Source organism: Pseudomonas sp. CDFA 610 (assembly GCF_021147865.1).
Taxonomy (GTDB): Bacteria; Pseudomonadota; Gammaproteobacteria; order Pseudomonadales; family Pseudomonadaceae; genus Aquipseudomonas; species Aquipseudomonas alliivorans.
This window is the reverse complement of the sequence record NZ_JAGTPM010000010.1, coordinates 127,228-152,036: the sequence shown is the minus strand read 5'-3', so window position 1 is coordinate 152,036 and position 24,809 is coordinate 127,228. Positions and strand designations below refer to the sequence as shown.

The 24,809-nt window shown below is 59.1% G+C and carries 23 protein-coding genes; 11 read left to right on the top strand and 12 right to left on the bottom strand.

The window, feature by feature from the left end; genetic code table 11:
• The first annotated feature begins 27 nt into the window (after positions 1-27).
• Entirely contained in the window at positions 28-597 is a 570-nt protein-coding gene (locus KDX39_RS19670; RefSeq protein ID WP_083184765.1) for an elongation factor P, read from the top strand.
• A gap of 78 nt (positions 598-675) precedes the next feature.
• Here the strand turns inward: KDX39_RS19670 and KDX39_RS19665 are convergent, their stop codons facing one another.
• From KDX39_RS19665 to KDX39_RS19650, 4 genes are all read right to left on the bottom strand, one after another.
• On the bottom strand, positions 676-1,695 hold the full coding sequence (locus KDX39_RS19665) for an alpha/beta hydrolase (RefSeq protein ID WP_099229198.1): 1,020 nt from the start codon (positions 1,693-1,695) through the stop codon (positions 676-678).
• A gap of 24 nt (positions 1,696-1,719) precedes the next feature.
• Complete coding sequence (locus KDX39_RS19660) at positions 1,720-2,139, bottom strand: organic hydroperoxide resistance protein (protein ID WP_099229197.1); 420 nt, start codon at positions 2,137-2,139, stop codon at positions 1,720-1,722.
• A gap of 331 nt (positions 2,140-2,470) precedes the next feature.
• Entirely contained in the window at positions 2,471-4,564 is a 2,094-nt protein-coding gene (locus tag KDX39_RS19655) for a TonB-dependent receptor (RefSeq protein WP_231661511.1), read from the bottom strand.
• A gap of 145 nt (positions 4,565-4,709) precedes the next feature.
• The gene (locus KDX39_RS19650; RefSeq protein WP_099229195.1) at positions 4,710-5,183 is read right to left on the bottom strand and encodes a MarR family winged helix-turn-helix transcriptional regulator; all 474 of its coding nucleotides are present in this window, start codon (positions 5,181-5,183) and stop codon (positions 4,710-4,712) included.
• A gap of 201 nt (positions 5,184-5,384) precedes the next feature.
• Between KDX39_RS19650 and KDX39_RS19645 the strand changes: the two genes are divergently transcribed.
• Complete coding sequence (locus tag KDX39_RS19645) at positions 5,385-6,131, top strand: sulfite exporter TauE/SafE family protein (protein ID WP_029243880.1); 747 nt, start codon at positions 5,385-5,387, stop codon at positions 6,129-6,131.
• Here the strand turns inward: KDX39_RS19645 and KDX39_RS19640 are convergent.
• The 3 genes from KDX39_RS19640 to KDX39_RS19630 all read right to left on the bottom strand — a co-directional run bounded on the left by KDX39_RS19640 (position 6,121) and on the right by KDX39_RS19630 (position 9,222).
• On the bottom strand, positions 6,121-6,975 hold the full coding sequence (locus KDX39_RS19640) for a LysR substrate-binding domain-containing protein (RefSeq protein ID WP_231661510.1): 855 nt from the start codon (positions 6,973-6,975) through the stop codon (positions 6,121-6,123). The genes KDX39_RS19645 and KDX39_RS19640 overlap by 11 nt on opposite strands.
• Before the next feature lie 88 nt (positions 6,976-7,063).
• On the bottom strand, positions 7,064-8,095 hold the full coding sequence (locus tag KDX39_RS19635; protein WP_231661509.1) for a glycosyltransferase family 4 protein: 1,032 nt from the start codon (positions 8,093-8,095) through the stop codon (positions 7,064-7,066).
• Between the two features lie 2 nt (positions 8,096-8,097).
• A complete protein-coding gene (locus tag KDX39_RS19630) occupies positions 8,098-9,222 on the bottom strand; it encodes a hypothetical protein (RefSeq protein WP_231661508.1) in 1,125 nt (374 codons plus the stop codon).
• Between the two features lie 440 nt (positions 9,223-9,662).
• On the opposite strand from KDX39_RS19630, the gene KDX39_RS19625 reads away from it, so the two are divergent.
• Both KDX39_RS19625 and KDX39_RS19620 read left to right on the top strand, forming a co-directional pair.
• The gene (locus KDX39_RS19625; RefSeq protein WP_231661507.1) at positions 9,663-9,896 is read left to right on the top strand and encodes a DUF1127 domain-containing protein; all 234 of its coding nucleotides are present in this window, start codon (positions 9,663-9,665) and stop codon (positions 9,894-9,896) included.
• Positions 9,897-9,950: 54 nt separating this feature from the next.
• Positions 9,951-11,156, top strand: a complete 1,206-nt coding sequence (locus tag KDX39_RS19620; RefSeq protein WP_231661506.1) for a winged helix-turn-helix domain-containing protein — start codon at positions 9,951-9,953, stop codon at positions 11,154-11,156.
• Positions 11,157-11,163: 7 nt separating this feature from the next.
• Here the strand turns inward: KDX39_RS19620 and KDX39_RS19615 are convergent, their stop codons facing one another.
• Positions 11,164-12,510 (bottom strand): class II 3-deoxy-7-phosphoheptulonate synthase, encoded by a 1,347-nt coding sequence (locus tag KDX39_RS19615; RefSeq protein WP_231661505.1) that lies wholly within the window; start codon positions 12,508-12,510, stop codon positions 11,164-11,166.
• Positions 12,511-12,672: 162 nt separating this feature from the next.
• On the opposite strand from KDX39_RS19615, the gene KDX39_RS19610 reads away from it, so the two are divergent.
• Both KDX39_RS19610 and KDX39_RS19605 read left to right on the top strand, forming a co-directional pair.
• Positions 12,673-13,434, top strand: a complete 762-nt coding sequence (locus KDX39_RS19610) for a spermidine synthase (protein ID WP_231661504.1) — start codon at positions 12,673-12,675, stop codon at positions 13,432-13,434.
• 407 nt (positions 13,435-13,841) lie between these two features.
• The gene (locus KDX39_RS19605) at positions 13,842-15,545 is read left to right on the top strand and encodes a DEAD/DEAH box helicase (protein WP_208617215.1); all 1,704 of its coding nucleotides are present in this window, start codon (positions 13,842-13,844) and stop codon (positions 15,543-15,545) included.
• A 73-nt stretch (positions 15,546-15,618) separates the two neighbouring features.
• On the opposite strand, the gene KDX39_RS19600 is transcribed toward KDX39_RS19605, so the two are convergent.
• On the bottom strand, positions 15,619-16,386 hold the full coding sequence (locus KDX39_RS19600) for a DODA-type extradiol aromatic ring-opening family dioxygenase (protein WP_231661503.1): 768 nt from the start codon (positions 16,384-16,386) through the stop codon (positions 15,619-15,621).
• A 101-nt stretch (positions 16,387-16,487) separates the two neighbouring features.
• Here KDX39_RS19600 and KDX39_RS19595 point away from each other — a divergent pair, with 101 nt between their 5' ends.
• Positions 16,488-17,159: a thiopurine S-methyltransferase gene (locus KDX39_RS19595; RefSeq protein WP_231661502.1), complete on the top strand. Its 672-nt coding sequence runs from the start codon at positions 16,488-16,490 to the stop codon at positions 17,157-17,159.
• Positions 17,160-17,351: 192 nt separating this feature from the next.
• On the opposite strand, the gene htpX is transcribed toward KDX39_RS19595, so the two are convergent.
• Complete coding sequence (gene htpX / locus KDX39_RS19590) at positions 17,352-18,239, bottom strand: protease HtpX (RefSeq protein ID WP_004884238.1); 888 nt, start codon at positions 18,237-18,239, stop codon at positions 17,352-17,354.
• A gap of 266 nt (positions 18,240-18,505) precedes the next feature.
• Positions 18,506-19,717: a pyridoxal phosphate-dependent aminotransferase gene (locus KDX39_RS19585; RefSeq protein WP_004884240.1), complete on the bottom strand. Its 1,212-nt coding sequence runs from the start codon at positions 19,715-19,717 to the stop codon at positions 18,506-18,508.
• A gap of 192 nt (positions 19,718-19,909) precedes the next feature.
• On the opposite strand from KDX39_RS19585, the gene msrB reads away from it, so the two are divergent.
• Both msrB and KDX39_RS19575 read left to right on the top strand, forming a co-directional pair.
• Complete coding sequence (gene msrB / locus KDX39_RS19580; protein ID WP_231661501.1) at positions 19,910-20,305, top strand: peptide-methionine (R)-S-oxide reductase MsrB; 396 nt, start codon at positions 19,910-19,912, stop codon at positions 20,303-20,305.
• A gap of 128 nt (positions 20,306-20,433) precedes the next feature.
• Positions 20,434-20,919, top strand: a complete 486-nt coding sequence (locus KDX39_RS19575) for a glutathione peroxidase (RefSeq protein WP_099229183.1) — start codon at positions 20,434-20,436, stop codon at positions 20,917-20,919.
• Here the strand turns inward: KDX39_RS19575 and KDX39_RS19570 are convergent.
• Positions 20,916-23,279, bottom strand: a complete 2,364-nt coding sequence (locus KDX39_RS19570) for a hybrid sensor histidine kinase/response regulator (protein ID WP_231661500.1) — start codon at positions 23,277-23,279, stop codon at positions 20,916-20,918. The genes KDX39_RS19575 and KDX39_RS19570 overlap by 4 nt on opposite strands.
• A gap of 89 nt (positions 23,280-23,368) precedes the next feature.
• Between KDX39_RS19570 and KDX39_RS19565 the strand changes: the two genes are divergently transcribed.
• Positions 23,369-24,259 carry an ATP-binding protein gene (locus KDX39_RS19565; protein WP_099229181.1) on the top strand — a complete coding sequence of 297 codons (891 nt, stop codon included), beginning with the start codon at positions 23,369-23,371 and terminating at the stop codon, positions 24,257-24,259.
• Entirely contained in the window at positions 24,256-24,738 is a 483-nt protein-coding gene (locus tag KDX39_RS19560) for a GAF domain-containing protein (RefSeq protein ID WP_231661499.1), read from the top strand. Before KDX39_RS19565 ends, KDX39_RS19560 begins: the two co-directional genes overlap by 4 nt.
• Positions 24,739-24,809 lie beyond the last annotated feature (71 nt).

The window sequence follows — 24,809 nt, the reverse complement described above, 5'->3', positions numbered from 1 at the left end:
AATTCAATCCAAATTCGGATATATGCAATGAAAACTGGTAAAGAGCTGAAACCCGGTACTGTGATCCGTCTGGAAAACGATCCTTGGCTGGTTCAGAAAGCTGAATTCACCAAGTCCGGTCGTAACAGCGCGATCATGAAGACCAAGCTGAAGAACCTGTTGACCGGTTACAAGACCGAGATCGTTTACAGCGCTGACGACAAACTGGACGACGTGATCCTCGACCGCAAGGAAGCGACTCTGTCCTTCATCAGCGGCGACACTTACACGTTCATGGACACCACTGACTACACCATGTACGAACTGAACGCCGAAGACATCGAAAGCGTTCTGCCTTTCGTTGAAGAAGGCATGACCGACGTGTGCGAAGCCGTGTTCTTCGAAGAGCGTCTGGTTTCCGTAGAGCTGCCGACCACAATCGTGCGTCAGGTTGACTACACCGAAGGTTCGGCCCGTGGCGACACGTCAGGTAAGGTCATGAAGCCTGCCAAACTGAAGAACGGCACCGAGCTGAGCGTGGCTGACTTCATCGAAATCGGCGATATGATCGAGATCGATACCCGTGATGGCGGTTCTTACAAAGGCCGTGCAAAGTAAGCATGGTTTTGTAACCCCGTTACGCAAGAAACCCGCAGCGATGCGGGTTTCTTTTTGCCTGCGATTTGACCGAGGCTGTTACTTCAGGTGTGTTTTCAGTTCTTCGGACGCCTGCAGCATCGCAGAGCGAACCGCCGGAACCTGACTGACAACGTTGAGCAGACCGTAGTCGTGGATCATGCCGTTGTAGCGAACGGCGGTTACCGGCACGCCAGCCTGATCCAGCTTGCGAGCATAGGCTTCGCCTTCGTCACGCAGTACATCGGCACTGGCTGTCTGAACCAGCGCCGGTGGCAGGCCTTTCAACTGCTCGGTCGTGGCCCGCAGCGGTGATGCGTAGATCTCGTTACGCTGTGCCGCGTCGGTGGTGTAGTTGTCCCAGAACCACTTCATCATGTTGCGGGTCAGGAAGTGGCCTTCGGCATACTGGTCGTAGGACGCGGTGTTGAAGTTGGCGTCGGTGACCGGCCACAGCAGCACCTGATACCGCAACGCCGGTGTCCCTTTCTCTTTGGCCATCAGCGCCACGACTGCCGCCATATTGCCACCGACACTGTTACCGGCCACGGCCAGACGCTTGCCGTCGACGTTGATTTCCTTGCCGTGCTCGGCCACCCAGCGAGTGGCGGCATAGGCCTGGTTGATGGCGGTCGGGTAGTGCGCTTCAGGCGAAGGCGTGTAATTGACGAATACCGCCACTGCCCCAGAGCCTGCTACCAGATCCCGAACCAGTCGCTCGTGGGTCTGGAAGTCGCCCAATACCCAGCCGCCACCGTGGAAGAACATGAAGACCGGCAAAGTCCCTTTGACACCTGCAGGGCGCACGATATTCAGGCTGATGGACTGCCCGTCGACCTTGATGGTCTTCTCGCTGACATCGGCCTTGGGCAGGGTCAGTTTCACACCCGATTGAGCGCCGACCAATACCGCGCGGGCATCCTGGGGCGAAAGCTGCTCGATGGGTTTGCCAGTGCCCGCGTTCAGGGCATCGAGGAACGCCTGGGTGTTGTGTTCAACACCCGAATCGCCTGCGGCAAATGCGCTGCTGACAGACAGGGCGAGCAAGGTACCGGTCAAGACTTTGCTGAAGGTTTTCATGTTCGATTCCTTTGAACGACTGGTTTAGACGGTGACGTGCAGACGCACATCGACGTTGCCGCGGGTGGCGTTGGAGTAAGGGCAGACCTGGTGAGCGGCATCGACCAATTGCTGAGCGTCGGCCTGTTCCAGGCCGGGCAGGCTGATGTGCAGGTCGATGTCCAGACCGAAACCACCGGGGATCTGGCCGATGCCGACATGGGCGGTGATGGACGCATCGGCCGGAATGCTGCGCTTGCTCTGGCCAGCGACAAACTTCAGGGCGCCGATGAAGCAGGCCGAGTAACCGGCGGCAAACAGCTGTTCAGGGTTGGTCGCTTCGCCGCCTGCACCACCAAGTTCTTTCGGGGTCGCGAGTTTGACGTCGAGAATCCTGTCGCTGGAAACAGCACGGCCATCACGGCCACCCGTGGCGGTTGCAACTGCGGTGTAGAGAGCGTTCATGGGGTCGGTCCTCAATAAATTTGAATTTATGCGCCAAATACTTGCGCGCTAACTAATCGCGGATTGAATGTAGCCCGACAATACTTTGCGCGCAAGTTAATTTTTGAAAAGAATGTGGATGTGAGCAAAAAGGGGGGAGAAGCGGGTACAGATGGGCGCTCCGCATCACACTCAAGAGTGGACGCGGAGCGTTCCGGGGGCGTTACGAGGCAGCGTGGGAACAATCATCAAAGCGTCTGACTGGATGTCTCCCACAGGCCGGTGATTGCAGCAGGACATGCGTGTAACGCTGAGCACGCAGGATGGCCACGATCAGGAAGAGGTGCTGTACTCAGAAGCTGTAAGTTCCGGTCACCACCAGATTGCGTGGATCGCCGACGCGAATCTGGCCTGCACTGGTGGCCGAGCTGTAGTAGGTGCGATCCGTCAGGTTGTTGAGCGCGGCACGCACATCCCAGTCTTTCTGACGCCACCCTGCCAGTGTGTCCCAGCGGCCGTAGCCCGGCAGCACCGTGGTGTTCTGGTTATCCGCGTAACGCTCGCCGACCAGCGTCATGCCGGTCTCGGCGTACCAGCCCATCTGCGGTTTCCAGGTCAGGAACACGCTACCATTGCGCCGCGCTACGTTGCTGACGCGATTGCCTTCAAGACCATTGTCGTCTTCCACGATTGTCGCATCCTGCAGGCCGATGCCGCCGCGCATGTACCAGTTGCCGGCCAACTGGCCGGTGGCAGTCAGCTCGATTCCGCGTGAGCGCTGCAGGCCGGTCAGGAGGGTGATGGTCGGGTTCACCGGGTCTGTGGTGCGACGGTTGTACAGTTCCAGTTCGTAGACTGCCAGCGTGGTGCTCAGGCGCTCGTTGAGCCAGTCGCTTTTGACACCGATTTCCTTCTGCCGGGTCATTTCCGGGCTCAGGTCGTTGGCGTTGCCCGAAGCGCCTGGCGTAATGCCGATCAGACCTCCGCCGACCGGCGAGAATGTCTTGGTCCACGAGGCGTAGAACGAATGATCCTGCAGGGGTGTCCAGACCACTCCCGCGCGTGGGCTGGTGCTATGACTGTCGCGCTGATCCTTGATGCCGCGAAGCCGGTTGGTGGTTTCCACTTCGAAGCGGTCATAACGCAGCCCGCCAAGCACTTGCCACTGATCGTTCAGGCGCAATTGATCCTGCACGTAAAGACCACGGCTCTCGACCTCGGTGTGGTTGTCGCTGGATACGATCATCCGCCCGGTATGGCTCAGGTTGCGATCAGGCTTGAACAGGTCGAGCGCAGGAACCGGTCGTGCTCCGGCCCCCGTCGTTGCGGCGGTATACAGCGTCGGGTCGCGACGCTGACTGCCCAGTTCCACGCCGGTCAGCAGCCGATGCTCCAGGCCAAAGGTCTCCACGACGCCTTCCAGTTCAAGGTTATTGAAGATGTTGCGGGTGGTGAGATCCTGCTGCCAGTGCTGGCGGGTGACATTCCGGGTTCTCGGGTCGTAGCCGGTCAGGTACGTATTATCGAAATCGCTGTCGAGCTTGAACACGCCCAGTGTATGACGCAGTTGCCAGTCGGCACTGAGTTCATAGCTCAGTTTTGAGCGCAACGATTGCGATCTGTCGTCGATGTAATCGCGGTCATCGCCGTAAGTCGTGCCACGATGCACATCGGCGGGGCGTCCACCGACACCGGGAATACCACGATCTGGCGTTCGGTCGTAGCGGCTGTATTCGTATTGCATCAGCCAGTTCAATGCGGGCGTCAGTTGCCAGCTGATCGACGGCGCGAAGAGTTGTCGACTGCTCGAAATATCATCGCGAAAGCTGTTGCTGTCCTGATTGCCCATGTTCAGGCGCAAGCTGACGTTCTCGCTCGGGTCGGCGCTCAGGTCCGCATAAAGACTGCGCAGGTCTTCGCTGCCAGCCTGCGCTTCAAGCGTGGAGCGCCTGCCAGCCTGAGGCGCCTTGCTGACCCGGTTGACAATGCCGCCTTGACTGCCACGGCCGTACAGAACGGCTGCCGGTCCTTTGAGCACTTCAATTCGCTCGATGTTGTGCAGATCCCTTACGTACTGGCTGTCGTCGCGAATACCGTCCAGATAGAAATCATTGCTGGCGTCAAAGCCCCTGATCCGAAGGCCGTCGAAGCGCGTGTCCGCCGCGCTGCTGACGTTGGGAAGGCCGCTGAGTGCGGTGCCCAGATCATTGGTGCCGTAATCCAGGACGCTGGAAGTCTTTACCGAGTCGATGGCCTGCGGCACATAGCGCGCCGGAGTCGAAGTACGTGTTGCGGTGCTGACGTCCTTGACCCGGGGATCATCGGTCTGGGTGTCTGCATTGATCGACAGTTCCGGCAGAGTCGTGGGCGCAGCGCAGGCGTAACCGCCGGCCAGCAGAATGGAGAATCCGAGCGAAGCAGGTTTGAGACGCAGAGGGGCAGGCATGAAGATGCGCATCCAGATGGGGTTATGATTTTCAGGATGCGAATGGTAATGCTTGCTATTTGCTTGTGCTAAGTATTCCTGATTGTGCTAGTACTGTGTTTGTATCGGCATGTTTCAAATTCGTTACGCTTCGGTCCGATGCTCATCACAGGCTGTCATGCAGATGCCCGCGCAGACCCAGCAGCTTGCCTTGTAACTCGCGCAACTGATCCATATTCAAACCGCTGGCGGACAGAATGCACCCCGGTACGGTCGTGGCTTTCTGCTGCAGAGCACGGCCCTGTTCGGTGAGGTGCAGCAGCACCACACGCTCGTCTTCCTTGCTGCGCGTGCGACTGATGAGGCCCTCACCTTCCAGGCGCTTGAGCAACGGCGTCAGCGAGCCCGGATCTGTCAGCAGACGGGTACTCACATCGCCGACGGTGAGACCGTCCTGCTCCCACAGCACCATCATCGCCAGGTATTGCGGATAGGTCAGCCCCAGCGCCTGGAGCAAGGGTTTGTACACCTTGGTCATCATCAGCGAGGTGGAATACAGGGCAAAACACAACTGGTTATCGAGCAGCAGCGAGTCGCAATCGGCGGAAGCGTTGGGGTTGGTGCTGGCGTCGGCGTCCATGGGAAGTCCTCGTGCGTTGTGAAGGAGGCTTAATTTAGTGTTGCGATCTTTAATGCGCCAGATAATTCCACTGATGTGTTCCAGAGCGCTGCGCACCAACGGCTTGCAGTACCCAGAAAAAAGTAGCGTTACCTGTTTTCGTTGTTTGCGTCACGTTCAAGACTGCGTAGCATTTGGCCATTGACTGGTTGGGGATGTGGCGTGATCGACGTTGTAATGTTTGTGTTGTTGGGAGCGGCAATGGGCACGCTGGGCGGGCTCTTTGGAATCGGTGGTGGTCTGGTGGCGATTCCTGCGCTGGGTGTGCTGTTCGGACTGGATCAGCAACTGGCGCAGGGCACCGCTTTATTGATGGTCTTGCCCAATGTCTTGCTCGCGTTGTGGCGGTACAACCAGCGCAACCGGATTCTGCTGCGCAACGCCTTGATGCTGATTATCCCCAGTTTCATCTTCGCCTGGCTGACCTCACTGCTGGCGGTTCGCCTCGATCCCCAGGGAATGCGCTTGGGGTTCATCGGCTTTCTGGTCGTCCTGACCGGGTTCAACGTTGCGCAGATGTTCTGGCGCAAGGGGCAGGCAAGCACGCAACTGCGTCACGAGAACAGACTGTGGATGCTGGGCGTCGGTTCCGGCGTCACGGGCGGTCTGTTCGGGGTGGGTGGCGGGGTCATCGCGACGCCGATTCTGACCAGTGCCTTTGGCGCCACTCAGGTCGTGGCGCAAGGTCTGGCGCTCTCTCTGGCCGCGCCCAGTACGGGCATCACTCTGGTGACCTATGCACTGCATGATCATGTGAACTGGTCGATCGGTCTGCCGCTGGCCATTGGCGGGCTGGCCAGCATCAGTTGGGGCGTGAAGCTGGCGCATTCTCTGCCGGAGCGGACCCTGCGTCTGATGTTCTGTGTATTTCTGGTGCTGTGCGCGGTGATCCTCGCGCTCAAAGTCTGAAGCCCTCGGCAATGTAGTCGGCCATGCATTCGGTGATGGGCGAAGGGTTTTTCGTGTTGCGCAATAGCACCACGCTGGCGACCGGCAGTTGCGGCAGGTTTTCCGCTTCGCCAAGCACACGCAGATCCGGCGTGATCAGGCTCTGTAACTGTGCCGTGACTGCCAGACCGGCACCGACCACCGCCATGATCGCCGACATGCTGGCACTGCTGTAGGCGATCCGGTATTCGCGCTCGATGGTGTCCAGAGCATTGCAGGCCCATTCCCGACAAAAGCAATGTGTGTTGAACATCGCCAACGGCATGGGCGTCTGGTCGTGAGGCGCATGCCCATCGGCCTCGACCCACACCAGATGCTCGCGTCGCAGTAACTGACCGATCTCGTTTCCGGGCTGACGCGTCACGATGGTCAGGTCCAGGTCGTGACGCTGGAGCAGCATGTCCGATGGCTCGCAATGCACTTCGACCTGAACCAATGGATAAGCCTGCGCGAACTGCGACAGGATGCCGGGCAGGAAGCGCATCACGTAATCATCGGGCGAGCCGATCTTTACTACGCCTACCATGTGCGGCTCGCGCAACGTGTTGAATACTTCGCTGTGCAGTTTGAGAATGCGCCGCGCGTAGCCGAGCAGCACCTGGCCCTCGGCTGTCAGGCTCAAGGTGCGGCCGTCCTTGCGAAACAGCGAGCGCTGGACGATGTCCTCCTCCAGCCGCTTCATCTGCATGCTGACCGCTGATTGAGTACGATTGACCGCGTCGCCTGCCTTGGTAAAGCCGCCATGGTCGGCGATGGCGACAAAGGTGCGCAGCAGTTCGGTGTCGATGCTGGGGTAACTGGCCAATACATCAATCTCCCGGATGAATTGCTCTAGAAACATTCTTCACGCTGATCTTAAGCCTGAACACTGTTTCCTGCCATTACCCTTCATCTCACCGAGACCGCTCAATCAGCGACTGGTAGGCAAGGACATATTTTTCAGCCATATGACCTGCAGTGAAACGCTTGTCGAACTGCTCCCTTATCTGCCGGGCGGACAACTGGTCAATGTTATGCACGGCCGCCACAGCCTGCGCTTCGTTCTCGACAATGAAACCGGTTACCCCGTCGTCTATCACCTCACGAACCGAGCCGAAGGGGAAGGCGATCACCGGAGTGCCGCACGCCATGGCTTCTATCATCACCAGACCGAAAGGCTCCGGCCAGTCGATGGGAAACAGCAGTGCCAGAGCGCCGGACAGGAAGGCAGTCTTTTCGTGTTCGTTGATTTCGCCGACGTAGTCCACCAGAGGCGAATCAAATAAAGGGTGTATGTGGTGTTCAAAGTAAGCCCTGTCGACGGCATCAATCTTTGCAGCGATTTTGATGGGAATGTTGCACTGTTGAGCGATGCGAATAGCTGCGTCTACTCTCTTTACGGGCGTGATGCGACCCAGAAAAGCCAGATAGGTCCTCTCCATTTGCAGGGGGGTATGGAGTTTTTGAGGCAGGCCGTGGTGAACCGTGCCTGCCCAGTTGGCGGATGGCAGATCATTGCGTTGAGCCTCAGAGATTGCAATGAAGGGCATGGCAGCAAACGCGTCGAACACAGGTTGTAGTTCCGATGTATCCACGCGGCCATGCAGGGTGGTCACATAAGGCGTGGATTGGCGGCTGAACAGGGAGAAAGGATAAAAGTCCAGGTGGAAGTGAAGGATATCGAACTCTTGGGCACGCCGTCTTACTCGTTCCAGCATGACCAGATGCGGGCCGAGAGCGTCATGGTTTCCATAATCGAGCCGTAGCGCCGAGGGCCAGACTGCATCGAGCTCGGCTGATGTTATCGAGTCACCGCTGGCGAACAGCGTCACCTCATGGCCTGATTCAACCAGTGCCTCACTGAGGTAGGACACGACGCGCTCCGTGCCCCCGTAACGATGAGGCGGGACCGCCTCGAACAGGGGAGCAATCTGGGCAATTTTCACTGTCAATCTCCACGACCGGGTTTCTCTATCCATTCCTTGATTTTTTGGGCGGCGACCGCATCACCGCCGCTGCCGAAGCGCTCGATCAGTGGAGAAGTCCTGCCTCTTTTGCACGTGCTGATCCGGGCAACTGCGTCTGCCATTTTTTCATTCAGAGCGGCGCGCCGCTCCAGGCTCCCCAGCGTTGAAATCGCATCCCCGATGCTATTCATGCAGGTTGGCAGAGGCGCGGTGTAATCGATGTGGACGCCCAGCCTTTCCCAGCTCAGTTCCGCGTCAATCAGGCCTGCGTTGCGCAGGTGCGCCAACTGCAGACCTTGTGTGTTATTGACCGGAGGCAGCCATATGACCGGCGTCTGCGCAGCAGCCGATTCATAGATATTGCCCAGTCCGGGTGTGCAGACCGCGAACTTGCAGTCGCGCAGCATCCGGGAAACTTTTTCCGGAGGGTGCGGGGCGGCGTCCGTTGATTCGAGCGCATGTGCAATCGTTTCGCTGGTGACAATGTGAAGTTTCACTCCCTGCCCAAGCGCCTGACGCAAGGCGAAGGTGATCGCGCGGGCAAATTCGATAAGCAGCGCATCATCCGTATAAGGGTTCTTCAGTCCGCCAAGATTCAGCAGAACAAAATCTGAGTGGTTATCCGGGTACCGTTCATTCACATGAGGCGTAATAGGGGGGACGATTGAATAGTGGTTCGGCTCCAGGTCTGCCAGGCGGTCGCGTACACCTATAAAGTTTTGCGCAATATAGAATGCACGGGGATGATGGATCAGCGCTTCAATGCCGGGCCATTGCGTTTCGGCATGCCAATACCAGGTCAGTGCGTCGTAAAAGACGACCCGTTTACCCTGGGATAATGATCGGTTGGCGATACCAAGGTCCATGGCGGTTATAACAATGTCGAAACCGGATATCGTGACGTCCCAGTCTTTGGGGCTGCATCCGGTCATATTGAAAATAGCCCGATAGGGCAGGTGCTTCTGCAGGTCCAGCGAGTGCTGTTCACCTGCGTAGGCGCGGCTGCCGCTGCCTGTGAAGTACTGCGCAATCGCTGCGATTGCTGCGGAAGGCCCGAACCCGAACGGCTCGGCGTTGAACAGGATGCTAGTGGCGTCAATGCCCATGTGTTTCTCCTCAATGGCTGAGTATTACGTTGTGTTTATAGATTCATCCATTGATCAGGTCCGCGTGATAGAAGTGATTTAATGTTGTTTAAGTAGAGCGGTAGGTTTAGAGGTTAACGATTCCCGCGACGTACAACAGGTGCGTCAGGTGCTCATGAGTAAGCCTTTTTAATATTAGAAGCTGAGGAGTGACCGTCAATAAAGGGGGGGCAGTTTTGCGATTTATCGGACGGGATGAAGTTTGAAGTATGATTTTCTGGTCGAAGTTTTTAGTGGGTTGAAAAGATAGTTCTGGCAGTTATAACGGTGCGTTGAGGGGCATAAATAAAGAGCTGTTCAGTGCTGATACATCAATCCTGCGAATGCCTTGCATAAGAAACATTCGTTGGAATGATCTCAAGCCCGAAGTGAGACTTCAGTCATCCCACAAGGAGGGCAAGATGATGAAAGGTCAAAAGGGTTATGTACTGGTTGCCAGATCGTCGCTGCTGGCGCAGCTTGGCAAGGCACTGCGGTCAATGAAAAATCACCTTGGGCGCTGGCAGGAACTGCACCGCCAACGCCGCCTTCTGGCACAAATGAGTGATGGTGCATTGAAAGATCTAGGACTGAGTCGGGCCGATATTCAACAGGAGATCGAGCGTCCGTTCTGGGACGATCCCTTGAGCCGCTGACAAGACAGACCGGAATCGGCTAGCGTGACGGTTCGAACCGGGAGCGCTAAGCCTATGGAGTTGTCCCTCAAACAAGCACGTCGTCTGGCACTGGCTGCCCAAGGTTTCAACGGGCGTCAGCCGCCAGCGACGATCAAGGCCAGCCACATCACACAACTGATCAGCCGACTTGGCGTGTTGCAGATCGACTCGGTCAATGCGCTGGTGCGTTCTCATTACCTGCCGCTGTTTTCGCGGTTGGGCCACTATTCGCCGACATTGCTTGATCAGGCCGCATGGAGCCAGGGTCGGCATCGGCGCCTGTTCGAATACTGGGGGCACGAGGCGTCGTTGCTGCCTGTCGAGCTTTACCCGCTGATGCGCTGGCGAATGCGCCGTGCGGCTCAGGGCGAGGGCATTTATCAGGGACTGGCCAGATTCGGTCGTGAACAGCAGACAGCCATTTCGCGAGTACTGCAAGCCGTTCGCGAACGCGGTGCATTGGGCGCGGGCAGTCTGAGTACGCGTCAGGAAAAAGCCGGACCCTGGTGGGACTGGAGCGTGGAAAAACAGGCACTGGAATGGCTGTTCGCCGCAGGCGAGGTAACCGTGGCCGGGCGTCGTGGCTTCGAGCGTTTGTACGACCTGCCCGAACGGGTCCTGCCGAGGGTAATACTCGATCAACCTGAAATCGGCGAAGCCGATGCCCAGCGTGCGCTGTTGTTGCAGGCGGTGAGCGCTTTGGGTGTCGGCACCGAGAAGGATCTGCGCGATTACTTCCGTCAGGACCCGCAACCCAGCCGGATCCTGCTGGCGGAGTTGGTGGAGGATGGGACGCTTGAGGTGGCACAGGTCCAGGGCTGGACGCACAAGGCGTTCTGTCTGCCAGGCAGCAAGGTGCCGCGCAAGGTCGGCGCCAGCGCGCTGCTGTCGCCGTTCGACTCACTGATCTGGGAGCGGGCGCGCACCGAGCGGCTGTTCGATTTCCGCTACCGGCTGGAGATCTACACACCGCAGCACAAGCGCGTGTACGGCTATTACGTTCTGCCGTTCCTGCACAATGAGCGTATCGTCGCGCGGATAGATCTGCGTGCCGAGCGCGCAGCCGGTCGCCTGGCGGTGCATGCCGTGCATGAAGAACCGAGCGGGCTGGATGAGGAGGGCATGCCAGCCTTGGCAGATAATCTGCGCCAACTGGCCAATTGGCTGGGGTTGGCGCAGATTCAGGTCAATTGCCAGCGCGAAAGCGGGGCGCGTCTGGCGAGAGCGCTGGAAAGCTGAAGGCAGTCTAGCGGCGTACCTGTTTCAGGGTCTCGGCAATCAGGAACGCCAGCTCAAGCGACTGATCGGCGTTCATCCGCGGGTCGCAATGAGTGTGGTAACGATCCGACAGGCCATCTTCGGTGATCGGGCGGGCACCGCCGATGCATTCGGTGACGTTCTGACCGGTCATCTCTATGTGGATGCCGCCTGCGTAGGTGCCTTCGGCCTGATGCACCTGAAAGAACTGTTTGACCTCGCCCAGAATCTGCGCGAAATCGCGGGTCTTGTAACCGCTGCTGGCTTTGATGGTGTTGCCATGCATCGGGTCCGAGCTCCACAGCACCTTGCGACCTTCACGCTCGACGGCGCGAATCAGCTGAGGCAAGTGATCGCCGACCTTGTTCGCGCCCATGCGCGCGATCAGGTTCAAGCGGCCCGGGTCATTGTCCGGGTTGAGAATATCGATCAGGCGGATCAGATCGTCGGTATTCATGCTCGGCCCGACCTTGACGCCGATTGGATTGTTCACGCCGCGCAGAAACTCGACATGCGCGCCATCCAGCTGCCGTGTGCGGTCGCCGATCCACAGCATGTGTGCGGAGCAGTCGTAGTAATCATTGGTCAGGCTGTCACGGCGAACGAAGGCTTCCTCATAGTTGAGCAGCAGGGCCTCGTGAGCGGTGAAGAAGCTGGTCTCGCGCAATTGTGGCGAAGTGTCCATGCCGCAGGCGCGCATGAAGGCGAGCGTTTCGTCGATACGGTCGGCGAGCTGGCTGTACTTTTCGCCCAGCGCCGAATTGGCGATGAAGTCCAGGTTCCACTGATGCACCTGATGCAGGTCGGCAAAGCCACCCTGGGCAAAGGCGCGCAGCAGGTTGAGCGTGGCGGTGGACTGGTTGTAGGCCTGCACCAGACGATCCGGGTCGGGAACGCGGCTCTTCTCGTCGAAGCCGATGCCGTTGACGATGTCGCCACGGTAGGCCGGGAGGGTAATGCCATCGATGGTTTCATCGTTGGCCGAGCGCGGCTTGGCGAACTGCCCCGCCATACGTCCGACCTTTACCACCGGGCAGCCTGCGGCAAAGGTCATTACCACAGCCATCTGCAGTAGCACCTTGAACGTGTCGCGAATCTTGCCGGCCGAAAACTCCATGAAGCTTTCAGCGCAATCGCCGCCCTGCAGCAGGAACGCGCGGCCTTGAGTCACTTCGGCGAACTGGCGACGCAGCTCTCGGGCTTCGCCGGCGAACACCAGCGGCGGGTAACTGGCCAGGCTTTGTTCGACCCTGGAAAGATGCTCGGCGTCCGGGTAGTGAGGTTGCTGTTGAATCGGCAGTGCCCGCCAGCTATCGGGGCTCCAGGGTTGGCTCATTGTTGGCTCTAGGGTTGTGCAATCGGATCGGCATGTTAGCAGTTCGCCGTGCTGCTGCCAGCGGACTGCAGATAACCGGGAGCCTGTTGCGCCCCGTGAAAATGTGACAAAGCACGTGGCTTGGCCGACAATCCGCGTTTTGCGGGCCAATCGGGAACGGTAATGACGGAAGAGCGTGAACGCGTAGAACGGATTCTGGCGGAAGTCCACGATGATTTCGGCATGATCCGCGTGCTGGAAGTCGACGACTATCGCTTCCTCGAATTTGGCGATGCCATCGAACAGAGTTGCACTTTCACGGCCGATCCCAGTTGGCTGGAGTATGACTACACCCGCGCAATGCTGATTGGTGCGCTGTGCCATGAGGCGCCCGAAAGCGCGCTGTTTCTGGGATTGGGTGCCGGGACACTGACCCAGGCGTGCATGAAGTTTCTGCCGCTTGAAGACGTCGAGGTGATCGAGCTGCGTCCGGACGTACCGCGCCTGGCGATGGAGTACATGGGGCTGGACGACGATCCGCGTCTATATATACGTATCGGCGATGCGCTCGATCTGCTCGATACCACGGAGCCTGCGGACCTGATTTTCGTCGACCTCTATACGGATGTCGGCCCCGGTGTCGGGCATCTGGCCTGGAATTTTCTGCACGGCTGTCAGCAGCGTCTGAACCCCGGTGGCTGGCTGATCATCAATCAATGGGCGACCGACGATGGCAAACCCTTGGGTGCCGCCCTGTTGCGCGGCCTTTATCATCGCCATTACTGGGAGCTGCCGGTGAAGGAGGGCAACGTCATCCTCATCGTGCCTGCGGACCTGGAACAGACGCTGGACCTCGAAGCACTCGCCCGACGCGCCGAAGCGCTGACGCCCCGGCTGGGTTATTCGCTGGACTCATTGATCAAGTCAGTCAGGCCTGCGACCTGAGCCTGACAAATCCAAAAACGAGTGTGGGACAATTCGCCGCACGTCGAAAGTCCTGACCCGGATCATTTGCAGGAATCAGTGAAACGTTTAAGCTGCCGTCCCCGCAATCGCGGGGCCGTACGGTGCCAGGCAGGAAGCTCAGGGTTTGAAACGCCTGATTTTTCTCGCTTGGCCGGCAACGTTTCGCAAAAAAAAGACTCACTTTCGTGCGTAATTCCGGTATAGTGCGCGCCGGCCTTAACGAGGCCCTCGTCGTGATATAGCAGTTCTCCGAAGCCCGCTTCGGTCGCGCGTTCGCACTGCGAACTATCATTGGCGATCCATTCATCAAACGTTTTCGCAAATCCCCGCCGACAAAGCAGCCAGGGTGACCTCAAGGTCGTACACGGCACGCGCAGCTTTGAAGCATGGGTCTTTGCGGATGCACTAGAGGCAGACCCATGACCCAGGAAATCGGCGGCTTCGCCGCTCTCGAACTTCATCCCAATATCGTTGCAGCAGTCGTCGCCACTGGCTACGAAGAGCCTTCGGCCATTCAGCAGCAATCGATCCCGATTATTCTCGCCGGTCACGACATGATTGGTCAGGCGCAGACCGGTACGGGTAAAACCGCCGCGTTCGCACTGCCTATCCTGCATCGCATCGACCCGAGCAAGCGCGAGCCGCAAGCACTGATCCTGGCCCCGACCCGCGAGCTGGCACTTCAAGTTGCCACCGCGTTCGAGACCTACGCAAAACAAATGCCGGGCGTGACCGTTGTAGCGGTCTACGGCGGCGCGCCTATGGGCCCTCAGCTCAAGGCTATCCGCAACGGCGCACAAATCGTTGTCGCCACCCCGGGCCGTCTCTGCGATCACCTTCGCCGTGACGAAAAAGTCCTGGCGACCGTGAACCATCTGGTTCTCGACGAAGCGGACGAAATGCTGAAGCTGGGCTTCATGGACGACCTGGAAGTGATCTTCAAGGCCATGCCTGAGACCCGCCAGACCGTTCTGTTCTCGGCCACACTGCCACAGTCGATCCGTGCCATCGCCGAACGCCACCTGCGCGATCCGAAGCACGTCAAGATCCAGACCAAGACCCAGACCGTTACCGCGATCGAGCAGGCTCACCTGCTGGTTCACGCTGACCAGAAGACCTCGGCTGTTCTGAGCCTGCTGGAAGTCGAAGACTTCGATGCTCTGATCATGTTTGTCCGCACCAAGCAGGCGACTCTGGATCTGGCGAGCGCGCTGGAAGCCAAAGGCTACAAGGCCGCTGCACTGAACGGCGACATCGCGCAGAACCAGCGCGAGCGCGTTATCGATTCCCTCAAGGATGGCCGTCTGGACATCGTTGTAGCGACCGACGTTGCTGCCCGTGGTCTCGACGTTCCGCGTATCACTCACGTGTTCAACGTGGACATGCCGTACGACCCAGAGTCCTACGTACACCGTATCGGCCGTACCGGTCGTGCCGGTCGCGAAGGTCGCGCACTGCTGCTGGTTACGCCGCGTGAGCGCCGCATGCTGCAGGTTATCGAGCGTGTGACCGGTCAGAAGGTTGCGGAAGTCCGCCTGCCGGATGCCCAGGCTGTACTGGATGCCCGTATCAAGAAGCTGACCAACAGCCTGTCGCCACTGGTTGCCGACGCCGAGTCGACCCACGGTGATCTGCTGGATCGTCTGACTGCCGACATCGGTTGCACGCCACGTGCACTGGCTGCCGCTCTGTTGCGCAAGGCTACCAACGGTCAGGCCCTGACGCTGGCTGCCATCGAGCGCGAGCGCCCACTGGTTCCGAACAACGCCCCGCGTGGCGATCGTCCGGACCGTGGTGATCGTGGCGATCGTCCAGAGCGCGAGCGTCGTGCGCCGGTTCCATTGGCCGAAGGTCGTGCCCGCTGCCGTACCGCGCTGGGCGCGCGTGATGGTATCGCTGCCAAGAACCTGCTGGGTGCCATCCTCAACGAAGGCGGCCTGGCCCGCGAAGCGATCGGCCGTATCCAGGTCCGTGACAGCTTCAGCCTCGTCGAACTGCCGGAAGATGGCCTTGAGCGTCTGCTGACCAAGCTCAAGGATACCCGCGTTGCTGGCAAGCAGTTGAAGCTGCGTCGCTATCGCGAGGATTGATCTGCTCTTGAGCTGATCGTCCAATAAAAATCCCCGACTGGTTCGGGGATTTTTTATTGGGATTTTTCAGGTATCAGCCGAACCGATAGATGTCCATGCCCAGCGCGCCCATGGTGAACCCCTGATGCGCAACGCTGAACTCACCGCCTGCGCCTCTGGCGAAGTACAGCGGCAACAGGTGCTCGTCGCTCGGGTGGGCGCGGACAGCATGCGGCGCGAGGCTGCGGTAGTGGTGCAGTGCGCTTTCGTCATTGCTGCTCAGCTTGTCGATCATCCAGTCCCTGAATGCCTGAGCCCATGGCTCCACGCGCGGCGAGTCACCGTTCCAGCTCAGTTCGCCCAGATTATGGGTGATGCTGCCGGAACCGATGATCAGTACGCCTTCAGCGCGCAAACCTGCGAGCGCCTGGCCGATAAGGGTCTGCAGCTCGGGGCCTTGTCTGCTGGGCAGGGAAATCTGCACCACCGGAATATCGGCCTCTGGATACATCAGTGACAGCGGCACCCAGACGCCATGATCGAATGGGCGTCTGCTATCGACACGTGCAGGCAGGCCGCTGGCGGCCAGCAGCTCGACCACTTTTCGAGTCAGATCAGGCAGGCCGGGGGCGGGGTACTGAACGGCGAACAGTTCTGCGGCGAAGCCGCCGAAGTCGTGCCAGGTTTCCGGCTGCGGGTTACCGTTGACAATCAGCTCGTGGCTTTCCCAATGGGCCGATACCATCACGATGGCGCGTGGTCTGGGCATTTCGGCTGCGAGACGTGCCAGCGCAGGACCGCTCTCGCCGGGCTCCAGCGCCAGCATCGGCGAGCCGTGCGAGATAAACAGGCTGGGAAACATATGGACTCCGTGAAAATAGTGATGCCTCATCTTCCGCCAGGGCCGGGATCCAAATCTAATATAAGTTTTGATGCTGTTTGATCGGATTATCAGGAGGGTTTATGGAAGCGGAGTTTTGGCAGCAGCGCTGGACGGCGGGGCAGATCGGGTTCCATCAGGCCGACGTGAATCAGGACTTGCGCAGACTCTGGCCTGAACTGGGGCTGGAGAAGGGTGCCCGCGTTCTGGTGCCCTTGTGCGGCAAGAGCCATGACATGAGCTGGCTGGTCGAGCAGGGGTATCAGGTGGTCGGTGTCGAGCTGTCGCAGGCGGCGGTCAAAGACTACTTTGCTGAGCATCAGATCGAGCCGAAGTTGACGCAGCGGGAAGGCTTCGACCTGTACTCGGCATCGGGCATCGAAATCTGGTGCGGTGATTTCTTTGCGCTGACGGCTGAAGAGATCGGCCGGTGCGCAGCATTTTATGACCGCGCCGCGTTGATCGCGCTGCCGCCTGACATGCGTGAGCGTTACGTCCGACAGCTTGAACAATTGATGCCGCCTGTATGCAGCGGATTACTCATCACTCTGGATTACGATCAGGCCGAACTGGATGGCCCGCCGTTCTCGGTTCCTCACGAGTGGCTGCAGGCTCATGTGTCGGCACACTGGAGCGTGAGGCGGGTCAGCGAGCGCGATGCTCTCCAGAGCAGCCCCAGGGCGTTGGGTGCAGGCGTGGGGCGTATGCAAGAGTGTGTTTACTGGATGGAGCGCAGGGTTACAGCCGACGCTTGATTCTGCAGACACAGCGTCTCGTACCAGGCAGTGGACTGTGGGAGGTCTCACCACGTCTTCGACGTAGCCAGTCCGCTCCCGCAAAGCCGCGTCCCACGCTCCTCGGTCTGCTGTGAGCAGTGTTGCGTCGGCTACCGAAAAGCATAAAAAAGGGCGACTCACGTCGCCCTCTTTTCGTCACTGTCAGCTTGATCAGCCGCGGCGGCGCAGCGCCTCGATACGCACTTCCAGCGGCGGGTGGCTCATGAACAGGCCAGCGATACCGTGCTTCAGGCTGGCGTTGATGCCGAACGCCGTCAGGCTGTCAGGCATGTTCACCGGTACACCCTGCTCGGAGCGCAGACGCTGCAAGGCACTGATCATCGACTGGGTTCCGGCCAGGCGTGCACCGGCATCGTCAGCGCGGAACTCACGTTTGCGCGAAAACCACATCACGATGGCGCTGGCCAGGAAACCCAGAACCAGTTCGGCGAAAATCGTCGTGATGTAGTAGGCGATGCCCTGACCGTTTTCGGTCTTGAAGATGACCTTGTCCACAAAGTTACCGATGATACGGGCAAAGAACATCACGAAGGTGTTCACCACGCCCTGTACCAACGCCAGCGTTACCATATCGCCATTCGACACGTGGCCGATCTCGTGGGCCAGCACCGCCTTCACCTCGTCGGGCGAAAAGCGCTCGAGCAGACCCTGGCTGACGGCAACCAGTGCGTCGTTCTTGTTCCAGCCCGTCGCGAACGCGTTGGCCTCGTAGGCCGGGAAGATACCGACTTCCGGCATCTTGATGCCTGCATCGCGGGACAGTTGTTCCACAGTCTGCAGCAACCATTGCTCATGGCGGGTACGCGGCTGGGTAATGATCTGAGTGCCGGTGCTCATCTTTGCCATCCATTTGGAAATGAACAGCGAAAACAGAGAGCCCGCGAAACCGAACACAGCGCAGAAAACCAGCAGCTGATTGAGGTTCAGATCAACCCCGTTGGCCGCCATGAACCCATTGAAGCCAAAAAGGCTCAGGGTAATGCTGGCTATCAGCACGACCGCAAGGTTAGTGGCCAAAAACAGCAAAATGCGCATCATGGTCGTAACGTTCTCCTCAGGACAAAATGTAACTGGATGCCGGGTATATAAGGTGATGCCTGTCGCTATTCAACAGGGGGACTATTTCAAACTGTGTCCTCTGGTCAGATTCGATGTTAATCCCGGCAACCTGAACGGCGCCTGAGCCATAGCCTCCGACCTTGCAGCGGCTGAAAGCCGAAAGTCGACCGTGTCAGTCCAGGTCATAAATAAAATGCCCCGAACAGGTCGGGGCATGGTGCGAGGGCGTCACATCCGGTAATGGCCTACTGGCGATAACCCTTCAGGAAGTTGCCGATGCGGCCAATGGCCTGCTCCAGTTCGTCCACGCGAGGCAAGGTCACCACGCGGAAGTGATCGGGCCATGGCCAGTTGAATGCGGTGCCTTGTACAACCAGCAGTTTTTCCGACAGCAGCAGGTCCAGCACGAATTTCTCGTCGTTGTGGATCGGGCAGATTTTCGGGTCGATGCGCGGGAAGGCATACAGCGCACCCATTGGCTTCACGCAGCTGACGCCGGGAATGTCGTTGAGCAATTCCCAGGTACGGTTGCGTTGCTCCAGCAGGCGGCCCGGCGGGAGAATAAGGTCATTGATGCTCTGGTAACCGCCCAGTGCGGTCTGGATGGCGTGCTGGCTCGGTACGTTGGCACACAGGCGCATGTTGGCCAGAATGTCGATGCCTTCGATGTAGCTCTGTGCATTGTGCTTGGGGCCGGAAATCGCGATCCAGCCGGAGCGGAAGCCTGCGACCCGGTACGACTTGGACAGGCCGTTGAACGTGAGGCACAGCAGGTCCGGTGCCAGGGACGCGGTGCATACGTGTACGGCGTCGTCGTAGAGAATCTTGTCGTAGATCTCGTCGGAAAACACCACCAGATTGTGCTGGCGGGCCAGCTCCAGCATGCCCAGTAGTACTTCTTTCGAGTACACCGCGCCCGTCGGGTTGTTCGGGTTGATGATCACCATGGCCTTGGTATTAGGGGTGATCTTGGCCTTGATGTCGGCCAGGTCCGGCCACCAGTTGGCCTGCTCGTCGCACAGATAATGCACCGGGTTGCCGCCGGACAGCGCGACCGCGGCAGTCCACAGCGGATAGTCGGGCGCCGGGACCAGCACTTCATCTCCGTTGTTGAGCAGCGCCTGCATCGACATCACGATCAGTTCGGACACGCCGTTGCCCAGGTAGATGTCTTCGATGCCGACACCTTCGACCTGCTTCTGCTGGTAGTACTGCATCACGGCCTTGCGGGCGCTGAACAGGCCTTTGGAGTCGCTGTAGCCCTGCGCGGTCGGCAGGTTGCGGATCACGTCCTGCAGGATTTCATCCGGCGCCTCGAATCCAAACGGTGCCGGGTTGCCGATGTTCAGCTTGAGGATGCGATGGCCTTCCTCTTCCAGGCGTTTGGCGTGCTTGAGCACCGGCCCGCGAATGTCGTAGCAGACGTTAGCGAGCTTGTTCGATTTGCTGAACTGCATGGTGATGATCCCGAAAATGGACGAGCTGTTGCTGACTTGCAATTGAAGGTCGCTGCACGAAACACGATGAAAATGGGTTTGTGTGCGACAAACGCGGGTGCCAGACTGACGCCTGACCTGGCGCAATCATACGTGCCACCTGATCTGCGGAAAAGATACAGATCAGGCTTTTTCAGAATTGGAGGTGTACCCGTGGAAAAGTTTGAGAAGACGCTCGAAGAGTGGAGGGCGATGCTTGACCCCGAGCAGTACAACGTCTGTCGTCTGAAAGCCACCGAACGCCCTTTCAGCGGCAAGTACAACGATACCAGGACTGACGGTGTCTACCATTGTGTGTGCTGTAACGCGGCGCTGTTCGACTCTGCCACCAAGTTTGATTCGGGTTGCGGCTGGCCCAGTTTCTACGCGCCCATCAAAGACAGTGCAGTGGTGGATGTGCGCGACATCAGTCACGGCATGATCCGTACCGAAGTGGTCTGTGCCCAGTGTGACGCGCATCTGGGGCATGTGTTCCCGGATGGCCCTCCGCCGACGGGCCTGCGCTACTGCATCAACTCGGTGTGCCTTGACCTGAAGTCACGCGCATAGCCACGGCCTGCCGGGCGGTCGCTGCGCTTATCGCGTTTCATCAGCGTCGGAAATTGAAGTGCGCGCCGCTCGATTGCACGCTAACGTCATGGGTCATAACTTGATCCCTATTAGCCTGAGGCACCGTCATGAGCGAAAACCTGCTGAGCATCCCGTGCACCACCATCAAGGGTGAGCAGAAAACCCTCGCTGATTTTGCCGGCAAGGCCGTGCTGGTGGTCAATACCGCCAGCAAATGCGGTTTCACGCCGCAATACAAAGGGCTGGAAAAACTCTGGCAGGATTACAAGGATGAGGGGCTGGTCGTACTCGGTTTTCCCTGCAATCAGTTCGGCAAGCAGGAGCCCGGAGACGAGGGCGCAATTTCCGGATTCTGCGAACTCAACTACGGCGTCAGCTTTCCGCTGTTCAAGAAAATCGACGTCAATGGCGACCAGGCGCATCCTTTGTTCGTGCAGCTCAAGAAACAGGCGCCGGGGCTGCTGGGGTCGGAGCGCATCAAGTGGAACTTCACCAAGTTTCTGATCGGCAAGGACGGCAAGCTGGTCAAACGTTTTGCGCCGCTGACCAAGCCTGAAGAACTGACCGGGGAAATAGAAGCGCTGTTGCGTTAAACGTTCTGATCAGCCTGTTCGGTGATCGGAATCCACTGGTCCAGAATGCTTACCAGCTCGGCCCGTCTGAAGGGCTTGGCCAGGTAATCGCTCATCCCGGCGGCCTTGCAGCGCTCGCGTTCGTCGGGCATGGCGTTGGCGGTCAGGGCGACGATGGGCAGGTTGGGCCAGCGACCGCTGGCGCGGATCTGCCGGCTGGCCTCATAGCCGTTCATGACCGGCATGTTGCAATCCATCAGCACCAGATCGAAATCACCGCGCTCCAGCTCTTCCAGTGCCTCGCCGCCGTGACTGCTGACCACCACGTCGCAGCCAAGTTTGGCGAGTATCCCCTTGGCCACCAGTTGATTCACCGGATTGTCCTCCACAAGCAGGATGCGTGCTGGACGTTGTGTGGCCGGCTCCGGCAATGCGTTGGCCCTCACGCTGTTCTCTTCCTGAGCCAGCACGCGACGCAGCGTGTGGTAGAGCGCATTTCTGGCCAATGGTCGGGCCTGTTGCTGCAGGGGCGCCAAGGCGCTCACCTGTTCGCCGGGCATGAAATTACCGTAAGCGGTCACCAATAGAATGGGCGCGGGCGTCGCGGGGCGAATGGCGAACAGGCATTCAGGGCAATCGGTGATCACCAGATCAGGGCGTGTGTCGAGTTCCAGCTCGTGGGCGCGGTCATTGATGCTGCGCAGCTCCAGATCCACCCCCCACGCGGGCAGCAGGCTGCCCAGCAACTCCACCAGGCCGCTGCCATCGGAACTGATAACGGTCACGCGGCCTTTGAGCGGGGCAGGGGATATGGCTTCAATGTGGACAGGCAGTGGTAGCTCTGCGCAGAACAGGCTGCCGAAGCCTGACCGCGACTGAAAGGTCAGCGTGCCGTTCATGGCCTGACACAGACTGTGCGTCAGCGACAGTCCGAGCCCGGTGCCGCCGTATTGCCGGGTGATCGCCGCCTCTGCCTGGGTGAACGGCTGAAAGATTCGCGTCTGCGCTTCCTGTGCGATGCCGATGCCAGTGTCGCGTACCTCGATTTTCACCCGATTCTCTCGGGTCTGCGGGTCCACAACGTGGCTCAGTCGCACGTCCACTCGCCCGAAGCGGGTGAATTTGAGCGCATTGGACAGCAGGTTGCTGACAATCTGCCTGACTCTGGTCGGGTCGCCGGAAACCATGGCCGGGAAGTCCTGCGCGATCAGGCATGTCAGTTCAACGCTGGGCGCGGCGTTCTGGGACAGCAGGTTGGCGGTGTCCTCGACCAGCAGGCCCAGGTCGAACGGGATGCGTTCGATCTCCAGATGCCCGGCATTGAATTTGGACATGTCGAGAATATCGTTGAGCAGTTCCACCAACACCTTGCCCGAGTCATGGGCAATCAGCAGCTGCTGACGCTGCTCGGCATTCAGCGGGCCATCCAGCGACAGCGCCAGCATGCCCAGCAGCCCGTTGAGCGGCGTGCGGATTTCATGGCTCATGTGTGCCAGGAATGCCGAGCGCGCATGGGCCATGTCGAGCGCGGTGCTGCGTGCGATCTGCAGTTCTTCGTTGGACTGGCGCAGACGGATATTGCTGGTGCGCAACTCGTTGGTACGGGCCGAGACGATACTTTCCAGCTGATTCAGGTGGTCAGTGAGGCGATCCTCGGCTTCCCGGCGTTGGGCGAACTCGCTGGTCACGGTCTCGATCTGGCGGTTGAAGGTTTCGACCAGTACCCCGATTTCATCCCGCTCATGGTTCGGCGGGCAATTGATGTTCGACCGCTGCGGACTGCGCGGATCATGGCTGCTCAGCTCGCGGATCAAGCTGACCAAGGGTTTGGTCAGCGTTGCGTAGAACAGAATCGTCAGAATGGCGGCCAGCGCCAGGCTGCGTACGAAGCCGTTGAGCAGGGTGATTTCGGCGCGCTGCATGAAATGGCTGCCGAAGGCAAAAGTGTCGACCGTCAGGTACAGCGTGCCGATGGTTTCATTCGGCAGGTGGTCCAGTTTCAGCGTTTCCTCGAACTGGCGGCTCTCGCCGAACATCCAGTCGCTGAGAACCCGGTAGCGACCGGTTGCCATCGGGCGTTCCACGCTGGAGAGCACCATATTGTTGTTGTCGGTCAGCCTGGCGCTGACCACGGCAGGCGAGCGCAGCAGGCCCAGGGTCAGTTCCTGGGCCAGCTCGGCATCGATGTTGTAAGCGATGCGCGAGGCGGGGTTCTGGATGATTTCCAGCAGGGAATTGATTTCGCGATCGATGGACGCGTCTTCGCTGGCATAATCGATTGCGATTTGAAACAGGCTGAGCAAGGTCCCAAGCGCAAAGCCGATCAGTACGGCCAGCCGCGCCTGCTTGAACGAAAGCCTGTTGTTGAGCCTTATATCCATGAATACTAACTGCCACTTCAGGTGCCCAGTGCCGGGCAAGCATAGCTGATCGGGGCAGATGATCAGTCAGTTAAATATGAGGAGAAACCGTGGATTCCCGGATGAATGCATTTCTTGAGCGTGCAGACGCGGTACTTGCACGTCTGGAGCCTTTGCTGCCCGCGCTGCGCGAACCGGTGGACTGGACGCAGGCGCTGGCCGCCCGCTGGGTGCGTGAGGGCCGTAGCGGCTATCTGATGCCGCTTGAGGTCAGTCTCGACATGCGTCTGTCCGACTTGATCGGTGTCGATCTGCAGCGTGAGCAACTGGGCCGCAATACTCGCCAGTTCATTGACGGCCTGCCGGCCAACCATGCGCTACTGTGGGGTTCGCGCGGTACGGGCAAGTCATCGCTGATTCGCGCGCTGCTGGCCGAATATGCAGCGTCGGGCCTGCGCCTGATCGAGATCGAACGCGATCACCTGGGCGACCTGCCGCGTCTCGTGGAGCAACTGCAGAAGTTGCCACAGCGCTTCGTGTTGTTCTGTGATGATCTGTCTTTCGAGTCGGGCGAGGGTGATTATCGGGTGCTCAAGAGTGTCCTCGACGGGTCGCTGGAGCAGGCGCCCGACAACGTGCTGCTTTACGCCACCTCCAACCGTCGTCATCTCGTGCCTGAAAAGGAGAGCGACAATGCCAACTGGCAGCAGGTGGACGGCGAGCTTCATCCGAGCGAGGCGGTGGAGGACAAGATTGCCCTGTCCGACCGTTTCGGGCTGTGGCTGTCGTTCTATCCCTTCACGCAGGATCATTACCTGAATGTCGTCGAACACTGGATCACTCAACTGGCGCTGAAATCCGGCCTTGGCTGGAAGCGCGACGAGGATCTGGACAAGGCCGCGGTCCGCTGGGCGACCGGACGCGGTAATCGAAATGGTCGCTGTGCCTACCAGTTCGCACGTTACTGGGTGGGCCTTCAATTGCTGGAGCAACATACATGATCAATCTGCAAGACACGGGCGCAGGCCTGGACGGTTACAACCTGCTGGCCGCGCAACTGGAAGCCTTGCTGGCGGATGAGCGCGACTTCATTGCCAATGCCGCGCAGTTTTCCGCGTTTCTGTACACCCAGATCGACGATCTGAACTGGGCGGGCTTTTACCTCAATCGCAACGATGAGCTGGTTCTCGGGCCGTTTCAGGGGCAGGTTGCCTGCGTGCGAATTCCTTTCGGGCGCGGTGTGTGCGGCGCAGCGGCGCAGAGCAGAGAAACCCAGCGTGTCGAGGATGTGCACAGTTTTGCCGGTCACATTGCCTGCGACAGCGCATCGAACAGCGAACTGGTCGTGCCATTGGTCAAGGACGGAAAACTGGTCGGTGTGCTGGACCTGGACAGCCCGAGCGTGGGGCGTTTCAGTGAGGTGGATCAGGCGGGTATCGAACGTCTGGCGGCGATCTTTCTGGCTGCGACCGACTGCTGAGTCGGTTGCGGCAGACGCTTATAAACGGGTGGAAGGCGGCTTCCCAGGCGACCTGTCAGCGACTGACAGGA